The organism is Allorhizocola rhizosphaerae, from assembly GCF_003426775.1.
Taxonomy (GTDB): Bacteria; Actinomycetota; Actinomycetes; order Mycobacteriales; family Micromonosporaceae; genus Allorhizocola; species Allorhizocola rhizosphaerae.
Map to the genome: position 1 here is coordinate 1 of NZ_QJUG01000358.1, position 5,471 is coordinate 5,471.

Annotated in this window: 6 protein-coding genes and 1 pseudogene; 6 read left to right on the plus strand and 1 reads right to left on the minus strand. The window is 67.9% G+C overall.

Going from position 1 to position 5,471, the window contains the following annotated elements; translation table 11 throughout:
• On the plus strand, window positions 1-1,159 hold a 1,159-nt coding region (locus tag DM816_RS39875; RefSeq protein WP_117215652.1), incomplete at its 5' end, for an aldehyde dehydrogenase family protein.
• On the opposite strand, the gene DM816_RS39880 is transcribed toward DM816_RS39875, so the two are convergent.
• Window positions 1,140-1,718 carry a PadR family transcriptional regulator gene (locus DM816_RS39880; RefSeq protein ID WP_162908337.1) on the minus strand — a complete coding sequence of 193 codons (579 nt, stop codon included), beginning with the start codon at window positions 1,716-1,718 and terminating at the stop codon, window positions 1,140-1,142. The genes DM816_RS39875 and DM816_RS39880 overlap by 20 nt on opposite strands.
• Before the next feature lie 54 nt (window positions 1,719-1,772).
• Between DM816_RS39880 and DM816_RS39885 the strand changes: the two genes are divergently transcribed.
• The 5 genes and pseudogenes from DM816_RS39885 to DM816_RS39905 form a co-directional block, all read left to right on the plus strand.
• The gene (locus DM816_RS39885) at window positions 1,773-2,954 is read left to right on the plus strand and encodes an FAD-dependent oxidoreductase (protein WP_117215654.1); all 1,182 of its coding nucleotides are present in this window, start codon (window positions 1,773-1,775) and stop codon (window positions 2,952-2,954) included.
• Between the two features lie 28 nt (window positions 2,955-2,982).
• Complete coding sequence (locus DM816_RS39890; protein WP_117215655.1) at window positions 2,983-3,369, plus strand: RidA family protein; 387 nt, start codon at window positions 2,983-2,985, stop codon at window positions 3,367-3,369.
• Between the two features lie 147 nt (window positions 3,370-3,516).
• Window positions 3,517-4,878: a phosphomannomutase/phosphoglucomutase gene (locus DM816_RS39895; protein ID WP_117215656.1), complete on the plus strand. Its 1,362-nt coding sequence runs from the start codon at window positions 3,517-3,519 to the stop codon at window positions 4,876-4,878.
• Between the two features lie 14 nt (window positions 4,879-4,892).
• Complete coding sequence (locus tag DM816_RS39900; protein WP_117215657.1) at window positions 4,893-5,057, plus strand: Trm112 family protein; 165 nt, start codon at window positions 4,893-4,895, stop codon at window positions 5,055-5,057.
• A pseudogene (locus DM816_RS39905) lies at window positions 5,057-5,471 on the plus strand (SIS domain-containing protein); the annotation flags it as partial. The gene DM816_RS39900 and the pseudogene DM816_RS39905, both read left to right, overlap by 1 nt.

Sequence of the window (5,471 nt, forward strand, 5' to 3'; positions counted from 1 at the left end):
CGCGCTGATCACCGCCGAGAACGGCAAGCCCGCGATGTGGGCCAAGGCCGAGGTCGGGCGGGCCGTGTCGACGTTTCGATGGGCGGCCGAGGAGGCCCGGCGGTTCTCGGGCGACCTGATGCGCCTCGACACCGATCCGATCGCCAAAGGGCGCATGGCCGTGGTGCGGCGGTTCCCGCGCGGGCCCGTGCTCGGGATCACTCCATTCAACTTCCCGCTCAACCTGGTGGCGCACAAGGTCGCACCGGCGATCGCGGTCGGCGCGCCGATCGTGGTCAAGCCCGCGCCCGCAACGCCGTTGAGCGCCCTGCTGCTCGGCTCCATCCTGGCCGAGACCGACCTGCCAAAGGGGATGTTTTCCTGTTTGCCGGTACCGAACGAGCGCGCGCCGAAGCTGGTCGAAGACCCGCGCCTGCCGGTGGTGTCGTTCACGGGCTCCGGGCCGGTCGGCGAGTCCATCAAGGCAGCGGTGCCGCAAAAGCACGTGACACTGGAGCTGGGCGGCAACGCCGCGGTCGTGGTGTGCTCGGACTATCGCGACCTGGATTGGGCCGCGCAACGGATCGCGCTGTTCTCGAACTATCAGGGCGGCCAGAGTTGCATTGCCGTGCAACGGGTTTTCGTGCATCGCTCGCACAAAGACACGTTCGTGCCGAAGCTGGTCGAGTCGGTGTCCAAACTGGACTTCGACGAGCAGGTCGGGCCGCTGATCAGTGAGCAGGCGGCGCGCAGGGTGCAGGAGTGGGTCGACTCGTCCGGTGGGCGGGTCCTTGTCGGCGGCACCCGCAACGGGGCCGCTTACGCGCCAACGGTTTTGGCGGATGTCCCGGCGGGCGCGAAGGTCGTGTCCGAGGAGGTGTTCGGCCCGGTGGTGGTCGTGTCCATTGTGGACTCCGACGAGGCGGGGCTGGAGGCGGCCAACGATTCGAAATACGGCCTGCAGGCCGGAGTCTTCACCCATGATGTGCAGACGGCTTTCAAGGCCCACACGCTGTTGAAGGTGGGCGGCGTGATTGTGGGCGATGTCCCGTCCTATCGGGCCGACCAGATGCCCTATGGGGGCGAGAAGGGCTCGGGTGTCGGGCGCGAGGGCCTGCGCAGCGCGATGGACGACTACACGTCGCCGCGGGTCATGGTGCTCACGGGACTAACCCTTTAGGCCACGTGATTTCCTCATCGCGCAGGTCCGACACCAGACCGCGAACGTAGGCCAGCTCGGCTTTGAGCACCTCACGCTGGTACTCATCCTCGATTTGAAAAAGGCGCGGAAGGAACTTGCTTCCCTCGCGCAGGTTGGTCTCCAGCGCGGACAGTTTCGCCTCAAGCGCGACGAGGCGCTGTTCGAGCGCTTCGCGGGCGTCGGATGGGCCCAGCACGGGCAGGAAGGCGAGCGCGGCGGGGAACTCGGGGAACTCACGCGACGGGGTGGACAGCATGGTGCGCATCCACTGCAGGAGCGTGTCGCGGCCGGAGTCGGTGAGCTCGTAGACGGTCCTTTCCGGACGGTTCTCCTCGCGCGCGGTCTCGCGGATCTTGAGCAGTCCGTCGCGCAGCAGGCGGTCGATGGTCTGGTACACGCTGTTGCGCTGCGCCACATTGACGACCTCGTCCTTGTGCCGCTCCTTGATCAGCTGCTGCATGCGGTAGGCGTGCATGGGCGCCTCGCCGACCAGCGCGAGCACGGCCATGGCCAGGGGAGAGCGCCTCGACGATGACATGGACTTCATCGTAATGCCTTGCCGAGTGATAGTCATCTTATGTATAGTCATGCTATGACCAACACGAGAAACGCTTTGATCATTGGCGGGGGCATCGCCGGGCCGGTGACCGCGATGGCGTTGCAGCGGGCAGGCATCGGGGCCGAGGTCTACGAGGCCCATGGGCGCGGCTCCGACGGGGTCGGCGCCTTTCTGACGCTGGCCGCCAACGGGCTCGCGGCATTGCGCGAGCTTGAGCTCGACCATGTTGCGGGTGAGCTGGGCATGGACTCGTCCCGCATGCAGATGCTCAACGGGCGCGGCAAAGTGCTGGCCTCGGTGAGGCACCCGTCGCGCACGTTGAAGCGCGCGGAGCTTTATCAGGCGCTGCGCGACGAGGCCGTGCGGCGCGGGATCCGCATCCACTACGGCAAGCGGCTGCGTGACGCGTCGATCGCGGGCCAAGGCGTGCGCGCGGTGTTCGACGACGGGACTGCTGCTGAAGGTGATCTGCTCGTCGGCGCGGACGGGCTGCGGTCGCGCACGCGCACGATCATCGACCCGGGTGCGCCGCGGGCAAGGCACGTGGGCCTGCTCAACACGGGCGGGTTCGCCGGCGGGGTGAAGGTGCCGGGGCAGAGCGGGACGGCGTACTTCATCTTCGGGCGTCGCTGCTTTTTCGGGTACCTGATCCATCCGGACGGCGACGTGTGGTGGTTTGCCAATCCGCCCAGCGCCAAGGAGCCCACGCCCGAGGAGCTCGCGGCGATCACGCCGGAGCAGTGGCGGGCAAGACTGCTCGAACTGTTCAAAGACGACAGTGGGCCGATGCTCGATATCATCCGGGCAACCCCGCACATCATCTCCGGCTGGAACACATACGACTTCCCGACCGTGCCCAAGTGGCACAACGACCGCATGGTCCTCGTCGGCGACGCCGCGCACGCCACCTCGCCCTCATCTGGGCAGGGCGCGTCGATGGCGATGGAGGACGCGGTCGCGCTGGGCCTGTGCCTGCGCGACGTCTCGGCCCTCCCGGACGCGTTCGCGGCGTTCGAGCGCCTGCGGCGCGACCGGGTCGAGCGCATCGTGGCGCAGGGCAAGCGCAACGGCTCGGGCAAGGCTCCAGGGTTGGTGGGCGCGTTCGCCCGCGACCTGTTCCTGCCGGTGTTCATGAGGCAGGTGGAGAAGAAGAACCTGCTGGCCTGGATCCACGACTACCGCATCTCCTGGGCCGACAGGGTCACGACAAGCTAGCCGCTTCGCTTGCGACTATGATCAACTTGTGCCGATACTCAGTCACAACCCCGAGGGTCTGTTCCCGCCGTACCGCAACTACAGCCACGCCACCGAAATTCGGGGCGACGCCCGATTACTGATCATCAGCGGCCTCAACGGCTACCTCGCCGACGGCCGGACGATGCCCGACTCCTTCGAGGAGCAGGGCGAGATCATCTGGCAGCACATCGGCACGATCCTGCGGGCTGCCGGCATGGACTACAGCGATCTGGTCTCGCTGCGCACCTATCTCGCCGACCCGAGCTACGACGAGGCCAACGTGCGCCTGCGGATCAAGTATCTGGGCGACCACCGTCCCTCCTCGACGGTCGTCTGCTGCCGGCTGCTCGACCCGAAGTGGAAGCTGGAGGTCGAAGCGATGGCCGCGAAGTAGGTCCCGCAGGGGCTTGTCGTGGCGCGGTTCGCGGGCAGGTTCGCCGAGAAGGAACCGCTATGGCTCGCGATTTGCACAGCAGACGGCGGGATGCGTGGATGTTTGGGCCGGGCGAGGTGGTGCGGGCGCGGTGATTAGGCTGAGGGCGTGACGAACGACCTGAGTGGGATTGTCAAGGCGTACGACGTGCGCGGGACCGTGCCGGACCAGCTAAATGAGCCGATCGCGGGGGCGATTGGGCGGGCGTTCGCCCAGACGCTGCGTGCCGGGGGCGACGACCGGGGCACGATCGTCGTGGCGCATGACATGCGCGAGTCCGGGCCGGCGCTGGTCGAGGCGTTCACCAACGGCGTGCGGGCCGAGGGGATCAACGTGGTTCATGCCGGGCTCGGCTCGACCGACCTGCTCTACTATGCCTCGGGCATCCTGGACGTGCCGGGCGCGATGTTCACCGCGAGCCACAACCCCGCGCAGTACAACGGCATCAAGCTGTGCTACGCGGGGGCCAAGCCGGTGGGGCAGGACAGCGGGCTGGCCGAGATCCGCGAGCGGGCCGAGAGGCTGATCGATGAGCCGATGCCCGAGCCGACGGGGACGATCGAGCGGCGCGACATGCTGGAGGGATACGGCGAGCACCTGCGCAAGCTGGTGGACCTGTCCGGGATCCGGCCGCTGAAGGTGGTCGTCGACGCGGGCAATGGCATGGGTGGATACACGGTGCCTGCCGTGCTGGGGGTGCTGCCCGCGCTGCAGATCGTCCCGCTGTATTTCGAACTTGACGGGTCGTTCCCCAATCACGAGGCCAACCCGCTGGAGCCGGCGAACATCGTCGATCTGCAGAAGGCCGTCGTGGCCGAAAAGGCCGACATCGGGCTCGCGTTCGACGGCGACGCTGACCGGTGTTTCGTGGTCGATGCCAATGGCGATCCGGTGTCGCCGTCCGCGATAACCGCGCTTGTCGCAGCCCGTGAGCTGGCAAAGCACCCCGGTTCTGTGATCATTCATAATCTCATAACCTCTTCTGCGGTACCGGAAATAGTGCGCGAGCATGGCGGCGAGCCCGTGAGGACACGCGTGGGGCACTCGTTCATCAAGGCCGAGATGGCCAGGACGGGCGCGGTGTTCGGCGGCGAGCACTCCGCGCACTACTACTTCAAGGACTTCTGGGGCGCCGACACGGGCATGCTGGCCGCGATGCACGTGCTGGCCGCGCTCGGCGAGTCGGACAAGCCGCTGTCGGAGATCGCCCACGAATACGAGCGTTACGTCTCCTCCGGAGAGATCAACTCGCGGGTGGCCGACGCGGCCGGCCGGCTCGCCGAGGTGAAGCTGCACTTCAAGGGCGAGGAGCAGGACGAGCTGGACGGGCTGACCGTGCGGTTCGCCGACGGCGCGTGGATCAACCTGCGCCCGTCGAACACCGAACCGCTGCTGCGGCTCAACGTCGAGGCTCCGACCCACGACCGCATGTCCGAGCTACGCGACGAGACACTCGCGATCGTGAGATAGGTAAGCTGCTGCACATGCCGCTCGATCCGCTGCTACTCGACGTGCTCGCGTGCCCCGCGCCGGACCGCGCCCCTCTGCGCTACGACGAGGAGGCGCAGACGCTGACCTGCACCTCGTGCGGGCGCGTGTATGAGGTCCGCGATGGTCTGCCGATCCTGCTCCTGGACGAGGTGAAGTGATGGCCGCCGGTGTGGACGGTGCGGCCGGCGTGCGGGGCAACCGCTCGTTCGACCACGACCTGATCGATAACGCGCCCGCGCTCGCCGCCCGTGACCCGGGTGGGATGCTGCGTGCGATCGCCTCGGCCGGAGCGCAGGTGCGGGAGGCCGCGACGCTGACCGCCGAGCAGGACCTGAGCATGCTCGCCGACGAGGGCCGCCCGCGTGCCGTCGTGGTCGCGGGCGCCGGGACCGCGGCCCGGACAGGCGACATCCTGGCCACCGTCGCCGGCCCGCGCTGTCTCGTGCCTGTGCTTGCCCACCGCAGCGTGGAGGTCCCTGGCTGGATCGGCGCGGCCGACGTGGTCATCGCGGTGTCGGCCAGTGGCCGTTCCCCCGAGGCGATCGCGATCGCCGAGGCGGCGGGGCGGCGCG